18 protein-coding genes are annotated in these 26,022 nt (G+C 65.2%); 10 read left to right on the plus strand and 8 right to left on the minus strand.

Features of this window, described 5'->3' with window-relative positions; translation table 11 throughout:
• Nucleotides 1-135 precede the first annotated feature (135 nt).
• Complete coding sequence (locus ABWI04_RS28355) at nucleotides 136-531, minus strand: ATP-binding protein (RefSeq protein WP_189377237.1); 396 nt, start codon at nucleotides 529-531, stop codon at nucleotides 136-138.
• 136 nt (nucleotides 532-667) lie between these two features.
• Between ABWI04_RS28355 and ABWI04_RS28360 the strand changes: the two genes are divergently transcribed.
• Both ABWI04_RS28360 and ABWI04_RS28365 read left to right on the plus strand, forming a co-directional pair.
• Nucleotides 668-1,477, plus strand: a complete 810-nt coding sequence (locus ABWI04_RS28360) for a helix-turn-helix domain-containing protein (protein WP_353834354.1) — start codon at nucleotides 668-670, stop codon at nucleotides 1,475-1,477.
• Nucleotides 1,468-1,659 (plus strand): DUF397 domain-containing protein, encoded by a 192-nt coding sequence (locus ABWI04_RS28365; RefSeq protein WP_353834355.1) that lies wholly within the window; start codon nucleotides 1,468-1,470, stop codon nucleotides 1,657-1,659. Before ABWI04_RS28360 ends, ABWI04_RS28365 begins: the two co-directional genes overlap by 10 nt.
• A 456-nt stretch (nucleotides 1,660-2,115) precedes the next feature.
• Here the strand turns inward: ABWI04_RS28365 and ABWI04_RS28370 are convergent, their stop codons facing one another.
• Nucleotides 2,116-3,192 (minus strand): restriction endonuclease, encoded by a 1,077-nt coding sequence (locus tag ABWI04_RS28370; protein WP_353834356.1) that lies wholly within the window; start codon nucleotides 3,190-3,192, stop codon nucleotides 2,116-2,118.
• A 304-nt stretch (nucleotides 3,193-3,496) separates the two neighbouring features.
• On the opposite strand from ABWI04_RS28370, the gene ABWI04_RS28375 reads away from it, so the two are divergent.
• The 3 genes from ABWI04_RS28375 to ABWI04_RS28385 all read left to right on the plus strand — a co-directional run bounded on the left by ABWI04_RS28375 (nucleotide 3,497) and on the right by ABWI04_RS28385 (nucleotide 8,390).
• Nucleotides 3,497-3,943 (plus strand): VOC family protein, encoded by a 447-nt coding sequence (locus tag ABWI04_RS28375; protein WP_353834357.1) that lies wholly within the window; start codon nucleotides 3,497-3,499, stop codon nucleotides 3,941-3,943.
• A 621-nt stretch (nucleotides 3,944-4,564) separates the two neighbouring features.
• Complete coding sequence (locus ABWI04_RS28380; RefSeq protein WP_353834358.1) at nucleotides 4,565-5,380, plus strand: hypothetical protein; 816 nt, start codon at nucleotides 4,565-4,567, stop codon at nucleotides 5,378-5,380.
• Between the two features lie 295 nt (nucleotides 5,381-5,675).
• Entirely contained in the window at nucleotides 5,676-8,390 is a 2,715-nt protein-coding gene (locus ABWI04_RS28385; protein WP_353834359.1) for an ATP-dependent DNA helicase, read from the plus strand.
• A 247-nt stretch (nucleotides 8,391-8,637) separates the two neighbouring features.
• On the opposite strand, the gene ABWI04_RS28390 is transcribed toward ABWI04_RS28385, so the two are convergent.
• Complete coding sequence (locus ABWI04_RS28390; RefSeq protein ID WP_353834360.1) at nucleotides 8,638-12,981, minus strand: hypothetical protein; 4,344 nt, start codon at nucleotides 12,979-12,981, stop codon at nucleotides 8,638-8,640.
• Between the two features lie 282 nt (nucleotides 12,982-13,263).
• Between ABWI04_RS28390 and ABWI04_RS28395 the strand changes: the two genes are divergently transcribed.
• A complete protein-coding gene (locus tag ABWI04_RS28395; RefSeq protein ID WP_353834361.1) occupies nucleotides 13,264-14,487 on the plus strand; it encodes a hypothetical protein in 1,224 nt (407 codons plus the stop codon).
• Between the two features lie 50 nt (nucleotides 14,488-14,537).
• On the opposite strand, the gene ABWI04_RS28400 is transcribed toward ABWI04_RS28395, so the two are convergent.
• The 3 genes from ABWI04_RS28400 to ABWI04_RS28410 all read right to left on the minus strand — a co-directional run bounded on the left by ABWI04_RS28400 (nucleotide 14,538) and on the right by ABWI04_RS28410 (nucleotide 21,608).
• Complete coding sequence (locus ABWI04_RS28400) at nucleotides 14,538-18,749, minus strand: DEAD/DEAH box helicase family protein (RefSeq protein WP_353834362.1); 4,212 nt, start codon at nucleotides 18,747-18,749, stop codon at nucleotides 14,538-14,540.
• Nucleotides 18,746-19,114: a hypothetical protein gene (locus ABWI04_RS28405; protein ID WP_353834363.1), complete on the minus strand. Its 369-nt coding sequence runs from the start codon at nucleotides 19,112-19,114 to the stop codon at nucleotides 18,746-18,748. Before ABWI04_RS28405 ends, ABWI04_RS28400 begins: the two co-directional genes overlap by 4 nt.
• Before the next feature lie 925 nt (nucleotides 19,115-20,039).
• Nucleotides 20,040-21,608 (minus strand): tyrosine-type recombinase/integrase, encoded by a 1,569-nt coding sequence (locus tag ABWI04_RS28410; protein WP_353834364.1) that lies wholly within the window; start codon nucleotides 21,606-21,608, stop codon nucleotides 20,040-20,042.
• A 97-nt stretch (nucleotides 21,609-21,705) separates the two neighbouring features.
• On the opposite strand from ABWI04_RS28410, the gene ABWI04_RS28415 reads away from it, so the two are divergent.
• Nucleotides 21,706-22,122: a hypothetical protein gene (locus ABWI04_RS28415; RefSeq protein WP_353834365.1), complete on the plus strand. Its 417-nt coding sequence runs from the start codon at nucleotides 21,706-21,708 to the stop codon at nucleotides 22,120-22,122.
• A 185-nt stretch (nucleotides 22,123-22,307) separates the two neighbouring features.
• The gene (locus tag ABWI04_RS28420) at nucleotides 22,308-23,108 is read left to right on the plus strand and encodes an SAM-dependent methyltransferase (RefSeq protein ID WP_345187623.1); all 801 of its coding nucleotides are present in this window, start codon (nucleotides 22,308-22,310) and stop codon (nucleotides 23,106-23,108) included.
• Nucleotides 23,109-23,119: 11 nt separating this feature from the next.
• Here ABWI04_RS28420 and ABWI04_RS28425 read toward each other — a convergent pair whose 3' ends face one another.
• Nucleotides 23,120-23,548, minus strand: a complete 429-nt coding sequence (locus tag ABWI04_RS28425; RefSeq protein ID WP_353834366.1) for a hypothetical protein — start codon at nucleotides 23,546-23,548, stop codon at nucleotides 23,120-23,122.
• 188 nt (nucleotides 23,549-23,736) lie between these two features.
• Nucleotides 23,737-24,510: an ANTAR domain-containing protein gene (locus ABWI04_RS28430; protein WP_353834367.1), complete on the minus strand. Its 774-nt coding sequence runs from the start codon at nucleotides 24,508-24,510 to the stop codon at nucleotides 23,737-23,739.
• Between the two features lie 247 nt (nucleotides 24,511-24,757).
• On the opposite strand from ABWI04_RS28430, the gene ABWI04_RS28435 reads away from it, so the two are divergent.
• A complete protein-coding gene (locus tag ABWI04_RS28435; protein WP_345187634.1) occupies nucleotides 24,758-25,147 on the plus strand; it encodes an STAS domain-containing protein in 390 nt (129 codons plus the stop codon).
• Between the two features lie 52 nt (nucleotides 25,148-25,199).
• Nucleotides 25,200-26,015 (plus strand): SigB/SigF/SigG family RNA polymerase sigma factor, encoded by an 816-nt coding sequence (locus tag ABWI04_RS28440; protein ID WP_345187637.1) that lies wholly within the window; start codon nucleotides 25,200-25,202, stop codon nucleotides 26,013-26,015.
• The last annotated feature ends 7 nt before the right edge of the window (nucleotides 26,016-26,022 follow it).

The following is a 26,022-nucleotide window of genomic DNA, read 5'->3' on the forward strand; positions in this document are numbered from 1 at the left end:
CGCAGATGGTCACAGAACCACTGCGTCTCCCCGTCGGGGGCCACCGAGGTGACTCGACTCAGATGCGTCACAGCCATCGGCGGGGCAAAGGTCAGGTAGCCGGGAGGCGGAGCGGAGACGCCCCTCCGCGATCTTTCATGTGCGGTCGATGACCGCGAAGACGACCTTCCCGACGTTGTCGGCCAGGGCACGGATGCCCCAGCAGCGCGCGAACTGGTCGACAATGAACAGGCCACGGCCTGTCTCGCTGGACGTATCCGCCGCCAGCAGGTGCGGGAGGTCGCAACCGGCGTCCTGGACCTCCATCCATAGGGCGTCGTCCTCAGTGCGACTCAGCCGCAAGATCACCTCTTCGTCCGTCGCCGACGCCGCGTGTTGCAGGGCATTGGTGACCAGCTCGGTCGCCACCAGGCACGGGACGAAGTCATCCATGCCCCACTGACCGGCAACCAGCCGCACGAACCGCCGGACCTCCGCGACCGCCTTGAGGTCCTGCTTCACCACCATTTCGTTCTCCGCTGCGCAGCCCATGGATCTCCTCACCGTGTGTGGCAGACAGCACACATTGAGCCACTATCTGGGCTACCGTTCGTCTTGCCGTCCTCAAGTGGCGTTGAGCGGTAAGAAGCCGCATCAGGCAGTAAGTTGCCGAGAGAGGAAAGCGATCATGGCGGCGGTACGACGGCAGCGCCCCAGGGAGTCAGCTGCGCTTATTGCCTTCGGTCGGCAGATGCGTCGGCTGCGGGAGTCCAAGGGCATCAAGCAGGAAACGATCGCTCATCTCACAAAGGTCAGCCCTGCGCAGGTGAGCCGTATCGAGGCGGGAAAGAAGCGCGCCACACGGCCCTTCGTAGAGATCGTGGACGACCACCTGGAGGCAGGCGGAGCGCTGATCGCTCTGTGGGAGGACCTGAACAAGGACGGTCACCCTGTGCCCGTCTGGTTCGACTGGCCACAGATAGAGGGCGATGCAGTGATGCTGGTCTGCTGGGAGCACGGAGTGATCCCAGGCCTGTTGCAGACCTCGGCATACATGTCGGTCCTACTGAAGGGCAACCAGGAGGCGATAGACCTCCGCCTGCGACGCCAGTCCATCCTCACCAGGGACGATGGATCTCCCCCAACGCTCTTTGTGCTGCTGCTCGATGAGCATGCCCTTTACCGGCAAGTCGGCTCCGCCGAGACGATGAAGGAGCAGCTGGAGCACCTGCTCACCATGGGCATGTTGCCGAACATCACGATCCAAGTAGTCTTGGCAAGCGGTGAGCATACCGGCAACTCAGGTGACTTCATGATTGCAACGATGGAGGACCGAAGCGAGGTTGCCTACGTCGAGACAGCCATCCGTGGTATCGCAACGGACAACCCAGCAGACCTGGCCACTCTGGCACGAACTCTGATCGAGCTTCGTGCACGAGCACTCACCGAAGACGCGTCACGCGAAGTGATTAGGAAGGCAATAGAGAAATGGACCTGAGCAACGTTGCCTGGCGCCGGAGCAGCCGCAGCACCTCAAGCGGAGGCAACTGCGTCGAACTGGCAGACGCGGCCGATGCGCTGGTGGCGGTGCGAGACAGCAAAGACCCGGCCGGCCCCGTCCTCCTCCTGACCCGCGCAGCCCTGCGCAACGCCGTCCAGTCCGCCGCCGCCACGCACTGACCGCCCAGCTCAAGCTGTCCCCCCGCCCTCGCCCCTACCAAGCAGCGGCGAGTTGCGGCCCTACCCCCCCGGTAGGGCCCACCGCTCGCCGGCCCTCGGCCCCTTGCAGCCTGACCTCCTTCTCGACTGCTGCCCTCGTGCCCCCTGGGCGAGTACTCGTTTCGAGGGAGCGAACTCGTGCGGCAGCCACGAGCGAGGAATCGGAGAGCCCGCGCCAGGACACCTTCAAGCTCGGGACGGTCAGCAACCAGGTCATCATTTCTGGCTCGCAGGCCACCACGTTTCCCAGGCTCCGCGGAATGTAAAGCGGCTCCGCGCACTGCAGGTCAGATTGATAAATGCGGCAAACGTCCGCTCATGCCGATGAGCGGACACAGTCCCTTGGCCGGCAGGAACCCGTCGGCCAAGGGTGGGCACGTGTGGCTCCAGGGCCGACCTCCGCTGTCGCGCATGTGTTCAGACGAGACCTCTGCAAATCCATTCTCGGTCTTCGACCCACAGGGGGCCGAAGCTCGAGTTGAGCATCTTGATGAGAGTGGTGCCGTCGATGACTTCGAGTCGGCTGTCGTCAGAGGCTTCTTTACAGGCGCCGCGGGTAAATCTACTAATCGCGACGAGCACTCCACGGTTGGCGCCATGTCGGTCGATGACGCCGCGGAGTTGTCGCACCCACGCGACTCCGACGGGCGAGGTGTGGGTCTTGCACTCGATCTCGACGACTTCGCATTGCCCTGGAGTTTTTCTGACGGCGATTACGTCGCGACCTCCGTCGCGCGACGGAGGTGTGAGTTCGACGCTGTAGCCGAGTTTCTTGTAGAGGGCTGCGACGAGCACTTCAAGTTCTCGAGGGCTGAGCCGGAACAGCGCTCCCGTACCTGTAGACAGGTCGTCGATCCAACGGGCCCGGATGATGGCGGCCGCATCCAAGAGCCCCTGTGAGCGGCCTTCTGGGCGGACCACGCGGTACACGTTCAGATAGCCGGTGATGGCATCGATGGCTTGCTGTGGTGCGTGCGGTAGGAGGTCAAGTGCCCACCGGATGCTCGGGTGAGGTTTGGCGTTACCGCCCATCCACATCTCCAGTCGCCTGCGGTACTCCGGCGGTAGGCAGTCCAGAGCAGAGAAGTCTTTGTGCACGTAAATGGCTTGGTGTAGGTGTTCGCTGTCACCGCCGAAGCAAGATTCGTCGAACAGGAATAGCCTCAGCAAAGCAAGAACGTCGGCTTCGCGGCGGCTCGAGACAGACTGCAGGTACTCGGCACGCAACTCGTCCGTAGGGAAGGACCACGTCTGTACCCCGGCACGGCGACGTTCCGTCCACTCCAAGAGTGTCTCATCGTCTCCGGGCCCGTCACCATCATCAGGCTCGGCATCGTCGGATTCAAAGTGCTGGTAGCGCTCGTACGCACCCGACGGCAACACTGTGGCCAGCCATTCCTCTAGCCTGCCGGACCAATAGCTGCTGACGCGCGGCTCGGTCCCTGACTCCTCGAACTCTTCGATCTGCTCAACCAGAGACAACCCAGTGCCCATGGGCATGAGTATGCATGAGAGGTATGACGTTCCCAGGCCCTGGCGCCCATATCGCCCAACGTCCTCAATGGCGACACGTCACTGCGCCGCAGACATGTGACGGTGGTCGGTACCAAGCCTGACAAGAATCCTGCGCCGTCACTAGGCGTTTGCGGACTAGCCGCGATCACACGGACGTACGCTCATGCCGCGGGCTGACCGTCAGCCAGCCTCTTCGCAGGCCCGCCGCTCCGCCTCGGCGCAGGATCGACGATCGGGTGACTACGACCTCCGCGGCCGGACCGGTGCTTCCGAGGCTCGGTGTGTGGCTGAATCGGTGACCATGAAGGCCAATCGGTCGGTCCCCTCCGCGACGGTGATCCCGGTGTTGATCTATCCCGACGTACGGGCGGCGGTCGCGTGGCTCGCGGCGGCGTTCGGGTTCGTCGAAGGGGTCCGGACCGGGGAAGGTCATCGGGCTCAGTTCCAGGTCGACGATGGAGCGGTGATCGTCGGCGACGTGCACGGCGACCGGCGAGCGCCCCTGCCAGACGGAGCCAGCCACTCGATGATGGTGCGGGTTGAGGACATCGACGCCCACTGCGCACATGCCCGCGAACACGGTGCCCGCATCGTCACGGAGCCCACCGACTTCGAGTACGGCGAGCGCCAGTACACGGCCACTGACCTGGCCGGCCGCCGCTGGACCTTTTCCGAGACGCTCGCCGACCGGGCACCCGAGGACTGGGGCGGCGAGTCCATCACCCCCTGACCATCACCTCCACCCAAAACCGGCACGGACGTAGATGTCCTGCCAGGACTCAGCCGCGTAACCAGACGTCCCAACGCACTCACCTGCCGTAGCTAGGGTCTGCTTAATCCGCAACCTTGCTCCCTCACATGTGGTAGTCGGCGGTTCCTTGGTCAGTCGGCTGTGGCGAGGCATCCGTGCTCTGTTAGTAGGCCTTCGCACCGCTGTGCCCAATCGCGAAGGTCGCTGGCGAACCTCCTGCTCCGGGCGGCCTCCTACACTTAGCCACGTAACCAGACGTTCCAACGCACTCATCTGCCACCAGCCGGGCGCCCAGCCGCGGTCCTGCATCTCCATCACGACGTGCCGGTGAGTGGAGGCGAGTCGTTGAGCGAAGGGACGCAGCGAGCCGAACCGCCGATGCACCAGAGCCGTTTCCGGCAGAGGTCCCGGTCAGCGACGGTCCCTATCTCACGGTCACAGGTTGCTGTCTGCCCGCCTCTGTCGACCACCGCGTGGGGCACGAGGGCGAGGTAGTTCATGACGCTCAGCAAAGCTGCACGGTTTAAGGCCTGCGCCATCGAGTCACCGGGCCTTGTAACTCCGTTGCAGGTATGAAGCGAAACGGACGATACTGAGCCTATGGGCAGCACCAGCGACCGTTCTCCGGACGGTACCAACGATACCGACATCGTCCAAGAGCGAAACATCGCAACGCTCCAATGGTTCGTGACCCGGGCCCGGCGGGTGGAGGAGCACTCCCTCGCCACGGATAAGGACCGGCTGCTCGCGTGGGCTCAGGGAACGATCACGGTCACGCAGACCGCGGACAAGAAAGCAATGATTCGCCAGGAACTCCCTGAAGAGGAATCACTTGACTCGCTCGCAGCGCGTTGTCGGCCGTTCATACTGGAGAACGACACCGTCCACTATAACAAGGTTCTGAAAGCGCTCAGCTACTTCGCGAGACGCGAGAACGAGCAGATTGCAGCAGCCATTAAGGAATTGAGATCCGACTGGCGGCAACTCGATGTCTCTAGCGAAGATCCGCTGGGATATACCTCACGCACCGGGAAAGTTGGTTCCCCACTCGGCGATCCTGTCGCGGCAAGAGCACTTGCCTACGCATGGCTCTACGGCGATCTTGTGCACGCCGACTACGTTCCGGCCAGCATCGGCGAGCACGATATCAATGCCCGGTTCCAAGCTGGCGCTCTTCTGGTCACGAACATTGCCGTAAAAGTGGTCGCCACTCTTAACCTTCTTCGGGTAACCAAAGAAGCAGGTCTCGTTCCGATCGCCGATGAAGTATTCACGGAAACCGTCCTCGCGCGTGACAGCTACGAACTGCCCCTCGTGCGTTTTATTGCGGCGCCCGTCGATACTCCACTGGACGAGATAGAGAAGTTCTTGGACAAGCAGTCTTTCGATGTACGCAACTCTGAACCTGATTCGTAAACCTCTGGGAAGAAACCAGGTTGTTGTTGTGCCCGTATGCGGTATCTTCGCACCGCGCCTCCCGCGTTTAGCGTGGATCGCGCCTCGTCAGTAGGTACCTGACAGGCGCTAGCCGAACCCGCTACATCCCCGGCAGTGCTGGCTTGCCCGGGCCTGTTGCGGCTGCGTGAACATCGTGGGTCCGGCCACCTGCTCGCAGCGACGGCCGAAGGGCTGGCCGCCGCTGAGTCGAGCAGGCGTGAGTTGCAGCAGATCAGCAGGCACTGGACGGAGGCGAGCAAAGAGGTGAAGATTTATGGCTACGGTCGTGGAGCACATCCATAGCACGGATGCGGCGATCTGTCGGAACATCGACTCGCTGCCGAATCAGCGCGCTCTACTGTCACAGAACGTGCTTGCTCAGCTTCGGAACCTGGTCGAAGGCGTCGCCGTCCGTCTACACGCGGGCACGGATGATGTTGAGTACAACTACGCGGCAATCAATCCAGGACTCGATTTCGTCAAGGCCAAGGCCAGGCTGAACTTCCTCGGAAAGTTCCACAAGCTTATTCAGATCAGTGCGTCTCATTACACGCTGGACGGGGACGCCTCCGAGCGCTTGATGCTTAAGTATTACGAGTACCTCCTGCGTATCCGCGCCCTGCTAAGTGACAGCTGCGGGATTTCCGTGCTGGCAAACCTGGAGTCGTTCCCGGTCGATCTTGACCCGTCGCTGCGCGAGTACCATGAGAAGATCGCTGCCCGGATCGAGGCGCTGCGTTCGACGGGGTCGGGTAGTGGAACGCGGCATCGCTACTACATCCATAAGACGCGCCCGTTTTTCGTTGGCGGACGTATCTACTACGAGGTCACCTTTTACCGAGCTGTCAACCAGGTCAGCAAGTTCGACCGCGTGATCGCGTTCACCGACATCGACATGACCGATAAGTACTCGGCGATGCTGACGCTCCAGCGTGACTCGATTGAGGTCCTCGATCAGAGGATGCCGATCACGATCATTGGTGAGTGGGAGGTGTCGATCCGGCCGTGCGAGTTCAACAACTTCGCGCGCCTCCTGGATATTGCGACCAATGTTCGGACCAATTCAACCGAGTACGGTTACTTGATGCGGGGCCTTACTGTGGGCTCGGGCAGTCTGCTCGACCTCATCGACATGCCCGACGACAAGTACACGGCGACCAAGGCCGAGGGCACCGTCGGTGTCAACAAGGCGCAAATCTTCCCGGTACTGGACGAAGCACGCCGCATCGTGCGGTCGGCCGCTCCGGGACACAACGTCATCCGCTACCTCATGCTTCGGATGCACAACCAGGTGCTTAGGCTGCAGCACAACTGGGAGAGCTGCGGCCCTCTGTCCGGGCTGAACCTGCTCTACGGCTGCATCCCGTTCGACCAGATGCCCTTCTGTACCTCATTGCCGGGACACAACCCACGCTACTGGGACCTCGTTGAGAGCCTCGACATGACCGGTCGAAAGCACGAGTTGCTCGCCCGGCGAGTGCGAAACAACGTCGACCGTCACGGAATGCTCTACACCCCCGTCGCCGATCTCGAGGAGTTCGGAGACGTCGCCGAGTTGATCGCCACCTACAACGGCTCGCTCTACTACAAGCACACTGGACGTCGGCTGGTGCAGGACAAGGGCCAGGTTTTCCTCCGCGGGTACGAGGATGACACTGTCAGCATTGTCGAGAAGCTGCGGAAGTATGCCTCGTCAGGGGTCGATGGTTACACGGTAGCTATCGAGCGCTGGCTGGATGAGGCACCTCGCGGTATCGACGACGATGCCAAGAGGGACGCGCTCGCCCGTCTGTTCAGCCAGTCGAAGGTGGCCCTGGTCTACGGCGCGGCCGGCACGGGCAAGTCCACGATGGTCGATCACATCGCGAACTACTTCAACGACAAGGCCAAGCTCTTCCTGGCTCACACCAACCCGGCGATCGACAACCTTAAGCGCAGGGTCACTGCTCAGGGCTCGACCTTCCGGACGATTAGCAGCCAGATCTACCAGGCCGCCTCGGATCTGGAGTATGACCTTCTGGTCATCGACGAGTGCAGCACCGTCAGCAATGCTGACCTGCTCAAGGTGCTGGAGAAGACATCTTTCAAGTTGCTTGTCCTAGTCGGCGACGTCTTCCAGATCGAGTCGATCCAGTTCGGCAACTGGTTCAGCATCATCCGGTCGTTTATCCCCAGCGCTTCGGTGTTCGAGCTGACGACTCCGTTCCGAACCACCAGCGAGTCGCTCCTGGGTTTCTGGGGCAAGGTACGCAATCTCGAGGACGACATCGCCGAGGCCATCGCCCGCAACGGCTACTCGACCGTGCTCGACAGGTCTCTGTTTGAGCCTCAGCGCCACGACGAGATCATCCTGTGCCTTAACTACGACGGGCTCTATGGCATCAACAACGTCAATCGTTTCCTTCAGAGCGGCAACCCGAACCCTGCGACGACCTGGCGTGTCTCCACCTACAAGGTCGGCGATCCTGTCCTGTTCCATGAGACTGAGCGGTTTCGGCCGGTGATCTACAACAACCTGAAGGGCCGGATCGTCCACATCGATGTCGCCCGAGGTCAGATTCAGTTCGATGTCGAGCTGGACCGGCCGCTCACCGAAATCGACATCAGCAGCGGAGAACTGGAGTGGGTTGAGGGCTCGACGGTGCGCTTCTCCGTCTACGACTACGACATCAGCGACGAGGATGACGATTCGCTCAACACCTCCGTGCCGTTCCAAGTCGCCTACGCCGTCTCGATCCATAAGGCGCAGGGCCTCGAGTACGATTCGGTGAAGATCGTCATCACCGATGCCAACGAGGACGACATCACACACAGCATCTTCTACACGGCCGTCACTCGGGCACGGGAAAGCCTCAAGATCTTCTGGACGCCAGAGACCCAGCAGTCTGTGCTGAGGAGCCTTCAGCGGGGCACAAGCCCTAAGGACGTCGCAATTCTGTCGAAGCGCCGTGGACTCGCGCCCGTCGCTGTGTCCCGGCGTTCTCCGTGAGTGGAGGAGCACCCAGGCAGGGCACAGATGGACACCGGAAGGACGGGGGACGGAATCTAGGAAGGGGACGACCGGCGGCGTTCACCAGTAGGAACATCCGCTCATTCCGCTGATCGTGCGGTCGGGGTCGGTCGGCCTCTTAGCTTCTGGGGCAGTAATGATCCGGTCCGTGTCGCTTGTACGTCCCGTGGGTCCGATCGGCAGATATGGCAGCTGGCAGCCGGTCAACGCTCTGGACCGATAGAGCCTAGGAAGGCTGTCTGCTATCGGTGGTTTCGGTCCCTGCCCGGGACGAGGGTGCCGGCCTCGGGATGTCGATTATCAACGCCGTGACTTCGATATCGCCGGACTGCGAGGCGGCCTGCGCCGCACTCGTCAAGGATCGCACGGTCTGGTCCCGGTCACGGGCTGCCGCCGTCCTGCGCCGCGGGTCGGCTAGGTCGTTCCAGTGTTCGGTGGCGAACCAGGCGCAAACGTAGATGCCACGGGTCGCGCCCGTGGAGGGCAGGTAATCACTGACGAGCTGTTCCTGCAGGTCGGTGAACAGATGAGTGTTCCAGCAGCCCTTCACTTCGATCGGGCAACTGGGCAGTCGACTGCCGGCGGCTTCGGTAGCGGTGGGCAGCACATCCACCGACAGGCCGTGGCCCTTGCTCGTGGTCTGTTTGACAAGCACCTCGCGGTTCACGACCAGGTGTTCGCCGAACTCCTGCGCAAGGTGGTCTCCCAATGCGGCGGACACGTCGGGTTCGTATTTGGGGTTCCACACTTTGGTGGCGTCTGCCGCGGTCGGCGAGGGGCGGGTCTCGTTCCAAAGTGTCTGTCCGATGTCGTGCATGCGGATGGCGAATCGGTTGAGGGAGGTAAGCACGGCTCGGTACAGCGCATCGTCGTCGTTGACCAAGGTGCCTTGCGCATTGGCCAGCAGCGCAGTCAGTTCCGCAACGTTGACGCCGCGCCAGCTTTCCTCGTGGTCGCGTGCTTCGGCGTGCGCCAATGCCGCTTGGAGGCGGTAGTCGCCGGGGCGGCTGGCGGAAAGCTCGGCCAATGCCGCTAGCGCATCGGGTGTGGCTCTTGTCTGCAACTCTGCGACTATGCCGTTGCGCCAGTCCCGGACGTGCTGATCCTCAGAGGCGAAGCCGCCGGTGAGAGTGTCGGTTTGGCTGCTCCAACGCGCGTCGACCCACCGCCACAGTTCGGTCAGTTGCAGATCTGTCAGTTGCGGCAGGACGACCTCGTCGCCGCGCTGACGGGCGAGGGCGACAACGAGGGCAACTCCAAAGTCCTCGTTGCTCTGCATGCTCGCGATAACATCGCCCCAGTCGAGCAGGCCTGTGGCGCGCAGTGCTTCAGTGGACAGCACCCGCACCTCAATGGAGGTGGAGGTGGAGCCATCGGCCAAGTCACGCACCCACACCCGTGTCTGCTCGCGGCGCGGCAGGAGGAAGCGCGCGAGGTGGGCAGCGATGTCGCAGGCGGTGGACAGCCTGCTCTGCAGATCGTTCTCCGGCGGGCACGGCTGGTGTGGGTCACCGACGAGGTCGGTGGGTCTGTTCAGATCGGCGACGATACGAGTCACGGTGTCGACAACGTTTTGCAGCAGCGTGTCGAGCCGGTCACCCATGGTGTCGTCGTAGCCAGGCGCGATGTCGTCCAGGGAGCCCAAAAGCCGCCCGGCCTGCGCCATCGCCTCAACGTAGCGCAGTGCATACTGTCGGTAGGCGTTGGGTGCGTACTGCTGTGCTTTGCCTTTCAGGATGGCGTGAATCGCAGGGTCGCCGAAGCCGTCGAGCCACAGAATCGTCAGTGTCCATCGCTGCCACACCTGCTGCGGCAGTGCCTCCAAGCGGGCGTTGCCGTCGTCTCGACGGGCGAGGTAGGCCAGGGCAACGTATCCGACAAAGGCCCTGAACGGCAGGGTTTCGGGCTCGTCCAGCCAGGTATCGCCGACGGCGTCGTCGCTGTACAGGTATCGCTCGGCGGAGGCCAGCAGCACGGCTTCATCGACGGGAATCAGCGGGTAGCTGGGCCAGGAGAGCAGGTCGTCGTCGACGGTGAGGCCACCGGTTTTGGATTCGACTCGGAGCTGAGCGCAGAGCGTGAGGAATCCTTCGGGCTCGCCCTGCGCGCAGCCAGCCCAAGCCACATCAAGCGCCGACTTGTGCGCGGCTGCGCCCTTCCAGGTGCCGTCCCGTTGCAAAGACCACTCATGCTCCTGGCGCATCATGTCGGCCGCTGGGCTGTCGATCTCAACCGCTTCGAACCAGGGCCCGACGGAGTCGTCGAAGATCGACTCTCCCCGGTAAGCCCAGACGAGTTCCTGCTGATCAACGTCGGTGCGGTCGAAGACGAACTGGATAAGCCGCACTGCATGCATGGCCCACTCTGTGCCGCCGAGGGACAGTAGCCACGCGAGGTCCACATCTGTCACCAGTCCACGCGTCCGGCTGCCGCGCAGTCCGATCACGACGAGTCCGGCCTGTTCCGGAGGGAGGTGCCGTAGCACCGCGAGTACCAGTGAACGCCGCAAGGAGTTCTCCACATCGGAAGCGTCCTCGGAGCGCTCGGGTGCGGCGACGTCCTGATGGTGCTGGATGGCGGTGGCGAGCAGCCATCCGACTTCGTTCACCATGATGTTCAACTGCGTGCTGTCGAGGGCGCGGGACAGCAGCGTGGTCATGACACGGGCGCCGCGTCGCGTTCCAGTGAGCAGCGGGTCCAGTGCGGCCGGCGTTGCGCCGCTGGGCGGGTTCTCCTCATCGACCCACTTGCCTGCCGGGCCTTTGCTGCCGGTGTCGACGATCGGCGTGATCGCCCTGACGAGGTCGGTAAGGATCTGGTCGTCGACATCATCGAGAAACCGGCTTAGAAAGAGCTGGTATGAACCGATGAAGTCATCCGTCTGCGGGTGGGTGAGGGCAGCGACAAGCTCGGCGGCGGTGAGGTTAGCTGGCCAATTTGCCTCCAGCGCGAGGCCGCGCAACTGGTCCTGCGGGTCATGGTCGGGGCACGCGATGACCTCATCGAGGACCGCGCGTAGGGTCCTCGATGCCGTAGTGGCGTCCAGGTCGATTAGCGCGTGCGCCACCGACGATCGCAGGTAGGAGTTGGTGGTGTTGCTGAGCAGCAACTCCACCATGTCGGGAACCGATCCGTGCCCACCGGCGCGTCTGGCGATCTCCACGGCGACCCAGGCACGCCGGGACACCGGATGACCCAGGTGCGGACCGGCGTCCTGGGCCAACGGCGCGCGCAGCGCCGGGCGCAGTTGTTCGGCCAGTCCAGGGTGTGCCAGCCGCCAACGCCGTCGGTCGGTCCGCAGTTCCGGGTCCGGCGTGTCCAGCAGGTAGTCGACCAGAGCGCGCCGGACGGCGGCGACGTTCACCAACCCGGCGTGCGTCACGATGGTGTGCGGGTCGACATCGACGAGCCAGCCGTTGCGGTCAGGAGCGAGTGCGACCAACCAGGCGGCGGTCTCGCGGAGCCGGGATGGCACTCGCGTGCTGCCGAGGCTGTTGGTGCGGGTGAGCAGGGCGCGGAGTTGGTGTTCAGGAACGACATGCGTCGTGAGGTACCGTGCGGTCAGGTAAGCCGCGATGCTGGCATGCACGACCGCAAATCGGCCGGGCCCGCGGCTGGTAAACAGAGCGGTGGTGAGTGTGGCGTCGACGAGTTCGGCGGTGACCGTGAGTTCGCCGCCCTCGATGCGCTCGGTGCCAGCGGCAAGCTCGCCAGCCAGCAACTCGTCGGCGGCGATGGGCACGGTCCGTGCGATCGTGCTTCGGCCGCACAGCATCCCGTAAGCGGCGAGCTTCGCGGCGACCGCGAGTCTTTGCGGCCCGCTGCCCGCCGGCTTCTTGGTGGCTTCCCGGTCAGGGTCGGGGTCCTCGACGAGCCGCAACAGTCCCTGCTCGTACAGCTCAACCGCGGAGTCAGGCAAGTGTCCAGCCTGCTGATAGGTGATCAGCAGCAGGTCCAGAGTTAGGGGGAGCACGGCCAGTGGTACCGCCCCGGCGTCCACCACCGCATCGAGGAAGGCGTCACCATCGACGCCGCGGGTGGCGGCCAGGGCCACAACGTCGGTACGTCTAAGCGGGAGCAACTCGACGACTTCGAAACTGGGCAGCAACACCCGCAGCCGGGCGCCAAGGGTCTCCGGCCAGTCTGCGGTCCGACACCCGAGCAAGACCCTCAGCGAGCGGTGACGCTGCAGCTCGGACTCCAGGTGGTGGATGAGGCTCTTGGTCGGGATCGGGCACTCGTCCATGCCGTCGAGGACGAGCGTGAGGCCATCCACAGTGCCGCCCTCGGCTACTGCGGAGAGCCGACACTGTAGATCCCGGACGTCAGCGACGGTATCCAGGCGGACGTGGATGACCTCGTCGTCGCCGGCAGTCAGCTCCTGCAATGCCCGAGACTTGCCGATACCTGGCTCGCCGAGAACGGCCAACGAGCTGGTAGGAGCCATGGCGGCAAGCTTCTGCTGTCCCTCCGCGACCGCGTTGGACCGAAAGCCATCATCATCGACGCTGTATTCGCCGCCGAGCGGCACGACGTCGCGGCCTACCACGATCGGGAACAGCACCGACAAGTCCTATCCCTTCTTGGTCGGGACGCCATGAGCGCGCCGCGCGGGAGGAACTGCGTATCGGTCGTGGGCGAGCACTTCCGAGTCTTGCGGAACCTGGGTGACGATCCAGAGCGAACACTACACGGAGGTTCCGACAGCTGAGGTGGTGGCAACGGCGAACTGGCAAGTGAGATCGGCCGTCCGGCCACTTGTCGAGAACGCGCCTTGAGCCCGTCCGGATAGGCTGTCGAGAGCATGCAATTCGTTTGAAGAGCCAGTCGCGAGCGCGGGAGCATACCCGGTGTGACCGGGAGCGAACTGACGTGGCAGGACCTCGATCGCCTGATCAGCAGCAACGGGCTGACGGATCAAGGTGTGGAGACAACGCGCTGGGCCCTAATGAGGTTGCGGATGCTGCTCGGAGATTCATGGCTCGCCCGGCAGTACCGCAAACAGGGCTGGATTCCCGGTGAGCTGCTCTTCGCAGGCACCCATGTGTACGGGCTACCGCACGCGCTGTGGTTTATCCTTCAGCTCGATCACGCGGTCACTGAGCCCACCTTTACCAAGATCAGAGCCGAGCTTCGACGTGGTGCCGACCCCTCCATGTGGCGACACACTCTGCTCCAACTGGAGGTCGCGCGTGCCGCTCAAGATCGGGGAAGCATCGCAACATTCGAGCCGGCAATCCCCGGCTCGAGCAGGCACGGAGATCTGCTTATCGACGGGGACACCGACCGGCCATGGATGGTGGAGACGACAACCGTTCCCCGTGCCGCCGTCGATCGGGACTGGCAGTCCTACGAAGACGGTCTCATGGCCGCGATCCGTCAGATCGAACTACGTCACAACGTGACCTGTACCGTCGCTCTTGACGGTCACATGGTGAAGGACGATACGCAGGCGTGGCTGGACGCCGTCGAGGCTGTCGCGGAGTCGACGACCGGATCGGTCGGCGCGAATCCGGTTCCTAGCGAGATCGGTGTCGTGACCGTCCACAGGGGTGCGGTCCCGGTGGGGACGGTTCGGTTCACAGGCGCGGTGCAGCAGCGCGACGGCTGGCGTCGCCTCGGCGGGACGTTGTCCGCCAAGGCTGTCCAAGTCCGCAGCCCGTGGCCGGCCTGGATCCGCGTCGACTGCCTAGACGGGTTGTTCCAGTTCACCGATTGGGCGAAGTTGGAACCGCAGGAGCGCCTCGCGGAGATCGCCGCAGCGATTCGTGAATTGGTGCAGTGGCCGGAGAACGCCGAGGGAGTCGTCCTCTCGACAGGTCCGGCTGTCAGCCTCGGAGCAACCGATCCAACCGCCGAAACAGCCACCACTCGCACCTCCGACGGAACCTTTGTCCGCCGCCTGCTCGCGCCACATCTCCGCCGGGAGACGCTCGTGATCCCGCTACGTAACCACGACAATGAGCGCGCCGGTTGGTGGGAACACGCATACGCAGGTGAGCCGGGGTGGCTTGACCAAGACCTTAAGGCCGCTGGTCAGCCGCGCCTGAGGGACTTACGGAACGGACCAAATTAAACCTTGAGCGGCAGCGAACGGCATCGGCATATCGCGTCACAACTACCCTGTCATGGGCCGCCTGCAGCGGTGATGGCGCGCTGGTAGAGAGGCCAGCCGCGTTCCAGGCCGTCCGCCCAATCCCACTCGTATCGGCCCGCACCGAACTCGGTGTGCTTGGGCAGGCGGCCAAGCGCTTCAACGATCTGAACGTATCGGGTGCTGGCGGTGGCGAGCCTTGATCTCTGTCGGTAGCGGTCAGCGGCGGGAAAGTCGGTGATCCGCAGGTGCTCTTCATAGGGGCGCCCGCCGATCTCGGCGTAGACGGTGTCGATGAATCGGCGCGTGTCGCGGGGCAGGAGCCTGACTCGGGAGGCTGTGTCCGGAGCTTTCTCACCGATGCTGGTGTACAGGGCTGCCAGGTCGCCGTTGAACCAGTGGCCAGCTGTCCCGGCGGCGAATTTAGCGAACTGGCGGAAGGTCGGGGCTTTGCCGGTCGCGGCAATGCGACGATGGAGCTCGCGAGCGACAGCCGTTAGTTCCTGCGTCCAGCGTTCTTGCAGGTAGGAGTCTAGATAGCGGTTGCTCCAGCCGCGGCGGTGTCGGGTGATGATGTCGCGCAGGATCTCGAATCCGGCACGGCGTTGGCCGCCGCCAGTGAATTTAATCGCGATGGCACCGTCGGGCATCTGCAGGTGTTCCTCATGGTGGACCAGTTCTTCTGGGGGGCCCAGTAGGTCCTCGGCTTGCTCCAACTCCTCGAACAAGCTCGAATGTATTGGCGTTCCTAGTGCCGCCAGCTCGACGAGGGTGCGCTCGTAATAGCCGCGAAGGCCGTTCAAGGGCGTGCGCGAGTAGGGTCCTGCGCATACGAACCAGGCGGTGAGCCCGACGCCGTGCCAAAAGGTGACCGCCGGGCCGAGAGTCTCGGCCATTGCCATGTGCGGGTAGGGCTCGGTGGTAATCGCCTGCGGCCAGCGTGGCAACGTTGTCCCGCTCCACAGCTCCTCCACTTCGCCCACGAGGTCAGTGGGCAGGAGCCGGTCATAGAGTCGCGGAGTGGGTCCGGGAAGGTAGCCGATGATGTGAGGGGCGTCCTCGACCAGCCCCCACAGGTCAGGCGTCCCGGTGCGTTGGCTGGCGTGGGCTGCGTCGAAGTGCCGCCACCACGATCGCAGAGCTGCCACGCGTCGTTCGACGGGTGATGTCGTAGTGTCCTGCCCGAGGAAGGCCGCCAGCATGGCGTTGGCGTCGTCAACCTCGATGCCGTGTTCGGCGGCGGCGTTGCCGGCCATAGCAGCGCCGCCTACAAAGAACGTGGGCTTGGGCAGCGCAGCCATAAGTTCTTCATTGGGGTTGGGCGGCAGTTCCAGGTAGTTCAGGAACTCTAGCCAACTGCCTGCGAAGTAGGCCGATAGGACGGGCTGCATCGGCTTGGTCAGCACGTGGCGAGCAAGCGGGGTCCCGCGTCTGGCCTTCTGTACGGTCTTGTCGATGAGGGCGCGGATCCGGTCGGCGCGGAAAGCGCGAACGATCGACAGCAAGTCATGGTCGGCAATGGTGTCCAGCAGGGCGATGCGGGCCCGGGCATGCCCAGCCCGGTCCAGGCCGCTCCAGCCGCCACGGTAGGCGAAAGCCCATAGCACCGAACCGGCGTTTATACCCAGCCGTTGGTAGGAGCGGATGATCTCTAGCCAGACGGTGCGGTGTTCCTCTGGTGTGCGCACCGAGGCGGTGGCCCGCTCTGTGATTGGCCGCAGTAGATGGTCGAACAGGGGGACGAGTAGCGTCCAGGTGAGCATTGCGTCAGGAGAGGACGCCAGCCGCACTCGGGCGCTGTCGTCGGCGGCGAGCGTCAGTGCGTGCGCCGACTGGTTCCGCAGATGCGCACTCAAGTTCACTGTCCACGACTTGAGAGGAACCACTTCCGGTAGGAACCAAGCTCCGTTGGCTTGTTGCGCTGACAGCGTCAGATTCTTTTGCAGGGCGGCCCGCCCAACCGAATCGATAGGAGCGGCCGTGACCAACGCGTGGCGCTTGGGGTCAGCATCATCCTCGACCAGGTTAATGACGCACTGGCCAGCTAAAGCGGCCTCTAGCAGCCGTGAGGCGCAGTGGTCCATGTCATCGAAGCGTGCACGGCGGCCGCGTTCGCTCTCCGAATGCAGAAACGGATAGGGCGGAAGCCCCGCGAGGTGCGCGGCTCGGTGTAGGCCTTGATCACGGTCAGCCATGCATGCTCCGAATGACTGCCACAAACTGCGCAAATGGTTTGGGGTCGGGGTTCTTCTCGGCGTACGCGGCGTATCTCTGGGCGAAGACGTCGAGTCGGCGTCGTGCAGGAACTGCTGATGCGAGTCGCCCTGTTCCCACAAGACCACGGCCGAGGTCCCAATGGCCGCTGAGCTTCCTGGGGTGGAGCCTGTCAACGCCGCCGTTGCCGCTGTCGTTGTGACGGTGGCATCGGCGGCTGGCGCGTCCCCGAACTCATCGTCCTGAGTGGGATGGGGGTCCATGTCGTTCTCCGCGCGCATCGTCTCCAGGTGGGCGTCGAGTCCAAGTTCACCGTGGTAGACGACGTCCAGACGTTGCTCGTGTGTGCGGTCGGCCAGGGCAGGGTGCTGGATGATGCGGATCCCGCGGCCGATGAACTGATAGAACTCGCCGAAGCTGCCGTAAGGCCGCATCGGCACCACGATCGTGATGGGCGGCAGGTCGTAGCCCTGGCCGAGCATCCGAAGCTGCACGATAGCCTCCAGATTCCCTGACTCCGTCTCGAATCGGGTCCGGGTTGCGGAGATCTCGGTTTCGCTCATCGAGTGGTGCAGCGGCGCACAGGCGATGCCGTATTCGTTGGCGATGCGGGAAATCTGTTCGGCGTGCTGCTGCCCTAGTGCGGCGAACAGTACGCGGGGTCGGACCGGTGTCAGTGTCTTGGCCTGGCCGTTCAGGCAGGCACGAACGTTGCGCATGATCTTGCGGATGGGTTCTTCGGAGGTCGCGGTGATCCGGGCCAGCTTGCGCTCGTCCCGCATGATTTCCAGCAGCGCGCCCTTGCCGACAATCTGCTCGCACCGTCCATTAGGCCAGCGGATCTCATAAGCTGTCTCCTCGACGCGCGGGCTGAACCGATGTGCGTTTAGTTGCTTGGCGTGGCCGTCAGCAATTGAGTCAATGAGTCGGTAGCGATAGACCACGTCCGCAGTGATCCGCTTGCCGTCTGCCCGGCTGAAACAGGCCGACATCAGCAGGCGGCGCGCCCGAGGGAAGCGCGCGAACAACTGCCTGTAAGAGTCGGCAGCCGCGATGTGTGCCTCGTCGATCACGATGAAGTCGATGTCGTCGGGCGAGACCTTACTTAGCAGCCCCGCCCCCTGGTCACTACCGGCGAGCGAGTGGTAGTTGGTGACGATCATGTCGGCGTCCAGCAACTCTTCGGCCTGCACCGTCTGGATGGGGCCGCCACGGCTGTCGAGGACCAGCGCGCGCGGCGGCCGACATCCCGGGATCAGCGGCCCGCCCGACAGGGTGTACAAGGTGTTGCCTGCCCGCTTGTGGTCCAAGGCGGCGGCAAAGGTGCCTCGGATGACGCGGCCCGGCGTTACGATGAGGGCGCGCCGCCGGGTGAAGGCTAGAGCGGCTGCTACTCCCAGCGTGGTCTTGCCGGCTCCGACCGACATTACGCAGGCCGCGTCGATCTCGCCGCGGCGGTAATAGTCGGCCAGGGCGCCCAAGGCTTCGCGCTGACACTCCCGCAGCGGCCGGAGCGCCAGGTGCTGTCGGGCGATGTCGTAGAAACCCAGCGCGGTACGTGGCACAGCCGCCGGGGGCGGCGTGGCCAGTCCCAGTGGATTGGCGATCATGTCGTCGGGAACGGGGACGATGGGGTCGGCGATCACATAGGCCGCGAGGACCGGATCTTTGCGTAGCACCGCCTGCAGTTGGCCGACACAATGCGCAGTTTCATCGCGGATGGCGCCATAGGAGAACCGGAGAACTGTGTATCCACGAGCGACCAGGTCATTCTGGCGGACCCGGTCGTAGACGAAGGCCTGCCTGTCGCTGTGATGGGTAAATCCGTCGAGTTCTATCGCCACTCGCAGCCGCACACCGGCGATGAGGTAGTCCAGTCGGTAGGTGTGCTCTGGCACAGGCACCGGGTGCTGCGGGAGGATGTGCGCTGCGATCGCCTCTCTGACCGCTGGCGCCAGCACCCAACGGACGAAGGCGTTCTCCAGGAACGATTGGCCAGGAACTGTGTCGATCAGGCGCCCTGAGGTCATGCCAGCTCCTCATCCAGCGTGGCGACCTTGGCCTCCAAATCCTCGCTCCAGTACTCTTCGCCAAATCTGCGGGCGCGCCGACTCACCGCCAGCGCCTCACGCAAGGCCCCCTCCCGCTCCAGAAGGCCGATGAGGAAACCCAGGGTCGAAATGTGCACGAAACCGCGGGCAGGGTCGCTCTCATCCAGCACGACCGCCTCGGGGGCGGCCTCGATCAAGAGCAGATCCAAGTGACAGAACTGTTCGAGAGCCGCCAACCCGTGCGTATAACGCTGCCGTTTCTTCCACAACTCGGTGACGGTCCCCTGCAGGAGAAAGTGATAGTCCGAGGGGGTCCCGGGCAATTCCAGCCCCTCCCAGGTCATCCGGACCAGTTCCAGCTCGTCTCGCGGTTCAGTGGCTCCGAAAGCAAGGCGGTGAACCGGAGAACTGGACGAGATGCTACCCTCGGGAGAGGGCCACGAGAGATAGCCGCCGTCAGCACGCGGGCGGGCCCGCGCTCCGGGCAACCGGGTACGGTCGACGTTCGGGCTCCCCTGAAACCCAACACCCGGAATGTCCGCCATGCGCGGATACCAGACTGACTTGCGTCTACCAATCGCCACTCTGGCATCCTAAGGTTACTGACCACATGGCAAGGCCTACTTTGCATCGATCCGCCGCGATGGTCGCCGAAGCGCACCTCCTTCTCCAGCGAAACGATCACGCACTCCTCTCGGATTCGTCGATCTCTACGGGAGAACGGCCCTCGTCAGCACTCCCGACCCTCGGATCCGCGGGGCGACCATGTCGCGTTGATCGAGCCCGGAATCGCGCATAGCCGCTGCACCATCGCCCACGCCCCTGGCCCTAACCTGGTGAGGGAAAATCGTCGCATCGCTCAGGTCGTCTTCCTAGCCACACGATCCCCTGCTGCTCTTAGCGCCCGCGGATACCCTCGTTCGATCGCTACGTTGTGCAACTACTCCAAGACGAACGGTAATCGCCTGGGCGTGGTCAGCGGCCGAACGGGACGCTCCTGTTCGATGTGACCGATTGGGCGGGTCTGCCGGCCTCACGATGTCAGCCGGAATTACACAGGTCCTCTGCGAAGCCAAGCCAGATGCTCGACGCGGTACGCATTGTCCGCGCGAATTTTTGCCAACCGGTCGGGGGCAACACCACCGGCAGCGGCTTGAGCGCCCGTCTGGCGTGCAGTCGGCGGGTGAGACGCCGACCGCACGACAGACTGCAGGCAGAGCCGCGGAGGGCGTGTCGGGTGTCCTTCGGCAGGTGGCCCGCGCCCTCGCGCTAGGTGCCGGAGGCGTCAGCGCCTGTTGGGATTTGCAGAGCGGTGAGGGTGTCGGTGACCAGGTGTAGGTCTGGGCGGGAGGTGGAGCTTTCGGCTGCGATTTGGCGGGCTAGGGGTGGGGCGATCATGGCTTGCATGCGGTGCATCATCGCCTCCATGCGCGCCAACATCGCCTCTTGCGGGTCAGGTTGCTTTACCTCGTAGCCCAGCAGCACGTTCATCATGGTTGCTGCGGCCTCGCTTTCCTCGGCGAGCGCCCAGACGTAGTGGGTGGTGGATGTCAAATCGTTGTGGCCCAGGCGGGCCTGGACGTCCGGCAGCGTGACACCGTGTGCCAATAGGAGGGAGGCGTGGGAGTGGCGCAGTTGGTACGGGGTCACATCGACGCCGACTGCCTTTCGGGCCGGGATCCAGATGGTGCTCCATTCACTGGGCGCCAGGTAGTCGTTGCCGTCGCGGCGGATCCGTTGGCGAGTGACTTTGCCCTTGCGGGCCGTCGCCTGCACCCGATAAGCGGACCGGTAGTCCCGGTAGGCCTGTACGCACGGCGCGCACCTGCAGCCGTGCTTGCGGTACGTACTGACCTTGGCGTGAGTGACGCGTGCGCCGGTGATGGGTGAGATGAACGTGGTCTTCGCGGCGGCTTCCATCTCTTCGGTGGTGCAGCGCGGGAGGTTGACCCAGGCCGTGTCCGGCATGAACAACCGGACTGGGTAAATCAGGTCGCCTGGCTTCATGCCGTGTTGTTCGACGTGGGCGCGGATCTTCTCCACCAGTGGCCTGCCGACTTTGAATCGGCGGTGTTCTCCGTTCTTCGTGTAGGGGCGGGTAATGAACCGGCCACCGGTCGGATGGAACTGCTTCGCCACCTCCACTGTCGAGCGGCGCACGTTCAGCATGCCGGTGTCGTAGTCCAGGTCCCCCTCCTGGAAGGAGATCGCCTCGCAGAAGCGAACCCCGGTGGAGATGATGTGCTCGGCGAACAGCCGCTGCGTCGGCAACTGCAACTTGCTGCACAACTCCCAGAACACCGTCTCGTTGATCACTTTGATGTTCTTGTGCGCTGCCTGCTTGCCGACGTTCAGTCCCCGGACGGGGTTGTCGGTGCGGCAGCCCAGCAGGATCGAGAGGCCGAGCATCGCCGAGAGCACCTTCCGGCAGGCCCGCCTCGTGGTCACCGTCCGCTCTGTCTCCGCCAGCCAGGTGAAGAACTGGACGGCGCGGGCGGAGTCGAAGGTCGCCACCCGGTCGGCCTTCAGGAAGGGGCGGACGTGGTTGATCCAGACGCCGAAGTAGGTCTGCATCGTGTTCGGCTCGACCCGGTGATGCCGCTGGAAGATCGGCCAGAACTCGTCGAACGTCATCGCGCGCCTCTGCGTCGGCGTCATCTCCCCCAGGACGCCGCCCTCGCGTCTGTTCTGCTCCCGGCGGGCCGCAGTCAGGGCCTCTAGTTCGTCGTCGTAGGTGCCGGCCGACCGGGGTGTCCCGGTCGTGTCGTAGTACATCCCCGTGTACCGGGTCGCCCCGGTGCGCTTGCTGACCTTCCTGGCTACGTACGGTTGCCGCACTGACTCCTCCTCTCGACCGGAGAACGAGTTAGCGAACCGGCTAGCGGACTGCCTGTCACAGCCCCGCACCAGCCACCACCACGCATGATCAACATGCATGCTGACCTGCGATTTTGCCTCATTTTCGAAGCCGCATCGAGTCTGGGAGGGCTCCGGCAACGTAGCGGCGCTCGACATCCTGCGCGCCGTGCTGCGCGAGCCGCAGACGCTGGAGGCCTTCTTCGACGAAGTCGACCAGGCGCAAGGAGCCGACGCCCGCCTCGACGCGGCCGTCAAGGAGGCCAAGGAAGCCTTCGCCGACACCGCGACGATCGAGTACCGCGCCCGCCGGGTCGCCGAGCGCTTGGCGCTCGTCCTGCAGGCATCGCTGCTGGTCAGACACGGCCACCCGGCCGTCGCCGACGCCTTCTGCGCCACCCGCCTGGCCGGCGACTGGGGCGGCGCCTTCGGCACCCTCCCGGCGGGACTGGACCTCACCCCGATCATCGACCGCGCCACCCCGAAGGTCGGCTGAGCCGCGGGCGAGATCGGCGTCCGGAGCCTTCCGGGGGCGCCTCGTCGTCCCGGCTTCAGCCCGGGTTCGGGGGCGGTCCCGGCGCTGCGTTCGCGAGAAGCCCCTTGGCATAAGGGTTTTTCGCATTCTGCGCGGCTCCGCGAAGCTACGATGCGGTACAAGATCTCCTGAGCCTCGAGGTGCACATGGCCGAGTCGTCCCCGCAGATTCCCACCGGCGTCCCGACCGCCGCACGCGTCTACGACGTGATGCTCGGCGGCAAGGACAACTACGAGGTGGACCGGGCCGTCGCCGAGGGCAGCCTCGCGATCATGCCGGAGCTCCGGGACATCGCCCTGCACAACCGGGCGATCCTGCACCGCGTCGTGCGCCATCTCGCCGCCGAGGAGGGGATCACCCAGTTCCTCGACCTGGGCTCGGGCCTGCCGACCGTCCGCAACACCCACGAGGTCGCCCAGGAGGTCAACCCCGCGGCCCACGTGGTGTACGTCGACATCGATCCGATCGTGCTGGCGCACGGCCGTGCGATCCTCGCCGACAACGCCAACACCACCGTGGTGACCGCCGACATCCGCCAGCCCGAGGACCTCCTCGGGCGCCCTGAGGTCCGCGCGCTGATCGACTTCGACAAGCCCGTCTGCGTGATGCTCGTCGGGATCCTGCACCACCTCGCCGACGACGAGAAGCCCGGCCGGATCGTGCAGGTGCTGCGGGACGCGATGCCCAGCGGCTCCTTCTTCTTCATCACCAACTTCACCCGGCTGGGCGACGCCCCCGAGTCCGTCGCGCTGGAGAAGCAGCTCCTGGAGCAGCTCGGCACCGGCCGCGTCCGCACGCCCGCCGAGCTGGCCGCCTTCTTCGACGGCTTGGAGATCCTGCCGCCCGGCCTCGTCCCGCTCCCGCTGTGGCGCCCCGAGGAGCCCGTCCTGGACGCCAGCACCATCGACGTCCGCTTCATGACGGGCGGCGTCGGCCGCAAGCCCTGAACCGTCCCAGGTCAGAGGGATGCCGAGGCGCCGCCCCCGGAACCGGGCCGGTCGTCGCCAGGCCAGTCGGCCAGTAGTCGCTCCAGGCAGCGGGCGGCGGCCTCGGGATCCTTTGTGACGAGCACGGGAGGGGTCTGGACGTCGTGGTAGGGATTGCCTGCCCAGACCAGGTAGCCGCGTTCGGGGGTGCGGGCCACGAAGGCGGGCGCGATCTGCCCGCCGTCGGCCCCGGCTTTCCAGAAATCGGGTCCGTCGCCTAGGCAGAACTGGTTCAGGGTGGTGAAGGGAAACAGTCTGTGCAGGCTGGTGCGCCGAACCGCACGTACAAGTGCGCCGAGGTTGGGCGCGTCCCAGCTCTGGTCGCCGTCCAGCGTATGGGGCCGCACTTCTCTGTCGATTGTCTCGAAGTTGTCCCACACCGTCGCCAGATCCTCCGCCATGCCTCTCATCCTGTCCGGCCGCGGCTCGACGGTCCACTGACACCGGGGCGCTCGGTCCGCCGGACCTGGCAAGGGAGCGCTTGGTACCGGGAGTGCGAGGGTCCGAGCGGCGTCAGCAAGGAGATCACCAAGGCGTCCTGACCTGCCGGGGGCCCGGTCGTCCTCCGCCCGGGGCGGGCGGGCGCCGGTCAGAGGTCGTCGGCGGCCTCGGGGGCGGAGACGATGCCCTCCGCCAGGCTGCCGAGCCTGACGTTGAGGTTCTGCGACGTGCGGGACAGCAGCTCGAACGCCTTGTCGGCGTCGAGACCGCGGCGGGCCATCAGGATGCCGGTGGCCTGGCCGATCACCGTCCGGGTGTCGAGCGCCCGGCGCAGGTTCGCCATCTGGTTCGCCGCGTCGGCCAGGTCGTGGGCGCCGTCGGCGGCCGTCCTGACGGAGGCCAGGGCGAGGGAGGCGTGCGTGGCCAGCAGCAGCGCGGTGTCGCGGGCGACGTCGTCCAGCCTCCCGCGCTCCCGCGAGTACACGTTGAGCGCGCCGACGGCCGCGTCCGACTCGGCCGGCAGCAGCAGCGCGGTGGCCAGGACGGACGCGTAGCCGTACGAGGCGGCGGCCGGGCCGAACTCCGGCCAGGCGGGCTCGGCCGACAGGTCGCCGCTGCGGGCGAACGCGACGCCGGCGGGGTCCGCGGCGGCCACGCACGGGCCCTCGCCCAGCCGGTACTGGAGCCGGTCCAGTTCCACCGCCGACGGGTCGCTGTGGAACGGCGTGCGCAGCTCGCCGGTGCGCTCCCGCAGCGTGATGCTGGCCATGTCGGCGTCGGGGATCAGCATGCGGGCGGCCAGCAGGATGCGGCGCAGGACCCCGTCGACCGTCTCCGCGTCCAGCAGCGAACGGGTCAGCTCGACCATGTGGCCCGCGGACTCCCGGGCACGGTCCGAACCGGGGACGAGCCGATCGTTCACCGAGTTCTCCAACGTCATCAGGCGGCGGCGGCCGCGACCACCCCCAGCCGGGAGCCGCCGCCCCCGAATGCTATGCCGTCCGGCCCGCCGGCCGCTGGTCCCCGCCCCTCGGCTGGGGCCGGTGGCCGGGGCCGGACGCCGGTTTGAGGCCGACTCGCATGGGGAGATGTGAGAAGAAGTCCCGTTCCGGTGTCTTCTGGGTCCAACAGCGCGGCCCGCTTCACTCCGACTCTCCCGGTGAGGTGGCATGCGCAAAGCCTTCACGACCCCCAGCGGCATCTCGGTGAGGTTCACCCGGCGTCAGGCGGTTCTGCGCCTGCCGGCCGTCCTCGGACTCGCGAACTACGACGACCTGTGCGACTCCTCGCGGCGCCTGCTGGACGACGGCGTCCCCGCCATCGTCCTTGACCTGACCGGCTGCGACTACTGCGACCCCAGCACCATGGAGGCGATCCTGCGCGTCCACATCCACGCCTCCGAGCTGGCCACGCCCCTGTCCCTGCGGCTCCCCCCGTCCGGGACGGTGCCGCGCGTCTGCGCCACGACGGGTGTGAGCCGCGTCGTCCCCTTGGAAGCTCCCGAGACCGCCGCACCGCCGACCCCCCTCCCGCACCACCACGGACGGTTCCGGCGCTGAGCCCCGGGCCGCCGCACGACTCCCGCACCCCGACGCCCAGGAAGGGGCCCTAGTGACAAATGCCGAGGCACCGGTGAGGGACGGCGGCGGCCGAGCCGCCCCCCGCGAAGATGAACCGCCCCCCGCCGAGGCGCTGCTGGACGAGATGAACCACCCCGGGACCGGCCCCGAACGGCGCGACCGGCTGAGAGCCGCCCTGGTCGAGGCGCACGCCTCCATGGTCGAGTCGATCGCGCGGCGCTACGGGCACCGCGGCGAGCCCCTGGAGGACATCCGGCAGGTCGCCTACCTCGGCCTGGTGATGGCCATCAACCGCTTCGACCCCGAGCGCGGGGACAGCTTCCACGCCTACGCCTACCCCGTGATCCTCGGCGAGGTGCGCCGGCACTTCCGTGACCGGACCTGGGGCATCCGCGTCACCCGCCGCATCCAGGAACTGCGCCCCCGCCTGGTGCACGCCACCCAGGTCTTCTCCCAGGAGAACGGCCGCTCCCCCACGCCCAGCGAACTCGCCGGCCTCCTCGGCCTCGGCCTGGAGGAGGTCACCGAGGCCGTCATCGCGTGGGACTCCTACAACCCGCTGTCCCTGGACGCGCCCGCCGAAGGGGGCTCCGAGAGCGACGCGGGGCTCATCGTCGACCATCTCGGCGCCGAAGACCCGGACCTGCAGCACGTGGTCGAGCGCAAGACCCTCTGGTCCCTGCTCAGCGAGCTGCCCGAACGGCAGCGCACCATCGTCCTGCTGCGCTTCTTCGGCAACCAGACCCAGACGCAGATCGCCGAGCAGTTCGGCATCTCGCAGATGCACGTCTCGCGCCTGCTCAGCAAGTCCCTCCTCCAGTTGCGCCACGGCATGCTGCCCGCCTGAGGCGGCC

Source organism: Actinomadura sp. NPDC000929, assembly GCF_040492065.1.
GTDB lineage: Bacteria > Actinomycetota > Actinomycetes > Streptosporangiales > Streptosporangiaceae > Spirillospora > Spirillospora verrucosospora.

Bases quoted from the DNA above. Each gene is read 5' to 3' on its own strand.
- ABWI04_RS28400 (WP_353834362.1), bottom strand. From the start codon at position 18,749: ATGACCTCAGGGCGCCTGATCGACACAGTTCCTGGCCAATCGTTCCTG.
- ABWI04_RS28425 (WP_353834366.1), bottom strand. From the start codon at position 23,548: ATGGCGGAGGATCTGGCGACGGTGTGGGACAACTTCGAGACAATCGAC.
- ABWI04_RS28415 (WP_353834365.1), top strand. From the start codon at position 21,706: ATGCTGACCTGCGATTTTGCCTCATTTTCGAAGCCGCATCGAGTCTGG.
- ABWI04_RS28365 (WP_353834355.1), top strand. From the start codon at position 1,468: ATGGACCTGAGCAACGTTGCCTGGCGCCGGAGCAGCCGCAGCACCTCA.
- ABWI04_RS28380 (WP_353834358.1), top strand. From the start codon at position 4,565: ATGGGCAGCACCAGCGACCGTTCTCCGGACGGTACCAACGATACCGAC.
- ABWI04_RS28385 (WP_353834359.1), top strand. From the start codon at position 5,676: ATGGCTACGGTCGTGGAGCACATCCATAGCACGGATGCGGCGATCTGT.
- ABWI04_RS28420 (WP_345187623.1), top strand. From the start codon at position 22,308: ATGGCCGAGTCGTCCCCGCAGATTCCCACCGGCGTCCCGACCGCCGCA.
- ABWI04_RS28355 (WP_189377237.1), bottom strand. From the start codon at position 531: ATGGGCTGCGCAGCGGAGAACGAAATGGTGGTGAAGCAGGACCTCAAG.
- ABWI04_RS28405 (WP_353834363.1), bottom strand. From the start codon at position 19,114: ATGACCTGGGAGGGGCTGGAATTGCCCGGGACCCCCTCGGACTATCAC.
- ABWI04_RS28360 (WP_353834354.1), top strand. From the start codon at position 668: ATGGCGGCGGTACGACGGCAGCGCCCCAGGGAGTCAGCTGCGCTTATT.
- ABWI04_RS28435 (WP_345187634.1), top strand. From the start codon at position 24,758: ATGCGCAAAGCCTTCACGACCCCCAGCGGCATCTCGGTGAGGTTCACC.
- ABWI04_RS28370 (WP_353834356.1), bottom strand. From the start codon at position 3,192: ATGGGCACTGGGTTGTCTCTGGTTGAGCAGATCGAAGAGTTCGAGGAG.